This window comes from Tsukamurella conjunctivitidis (assembly GCF_007858475.1).
Classification (GTDB): Bacteria; Actinomycetota; Actinomycetes; order Mycobacteriales; family Mycobacteriaceae; genus Tsukamurella; species Tsukamurella conjunctivitidis.
In genome coordinates, this window is sequence record NZ_VIGX01000266.1 from 1 (window position 1) to 537 (window position 537).

A 537-nucleotide genomic window follows, 5' to 3' on the forward strand; every position below is an offset into this window, starting at 1 on the left:
GCATGTCGAGACGATCGGCAACCCGACCACGCGCGTCAGTGACGTGGCGGCTGCCGCGCGCATCGCCCATGAGGCGGGGGCCCTGCTCAGCGTGGACTCGACATTCACCCCGCCCCCGCTCTACCGCCCGCTGGAGGACGGGGCGGACCTGGTGGTCCACTCCCTCACCAAGTACATCAACGGACACGGGGACGCCCTGGGTGGCGCCGTCATCGGCAGCCATGACCTCATCCGGCGCATCAAGTCCGAGGCGATGGTCGACGTGGGCGGGGTGATCTCACCCTTCAACGCCTGGCTCATCACCCGCGGCAGCGTCACGTTGCCCCTGCGCCTGGCGCGCCACAGCGCCTCGGCCCAACGCGTGGCGGAGTTCCTGGAAGGACAGGAGAGGGTCGCCCTCGTCGAGTACCCCGGCCTGGCCTCGCACCCCCAGCACGACCTGGCGAGGCGACAGTTCGGCGGCCGCGGGAGTGGGGGTGTCCTCGCCTTCGCGCTGGACGCCACCCCCGAGGAACACAATCGCTTCGTGGGGAACCT

At 70.4% G+C, this 537-nt stretch carries 1 protein-coding gene; it reads left to right on the forward strand.

Features of this window, described 5'->3' with window-relative positions:
• On the forward strand, positions 1–537 hold a 537-nt coding region (locus FK530_RS25330; RefSeq protein ID WP_193560376.1), incomplete at both ends, for a PLP-dependent transferase.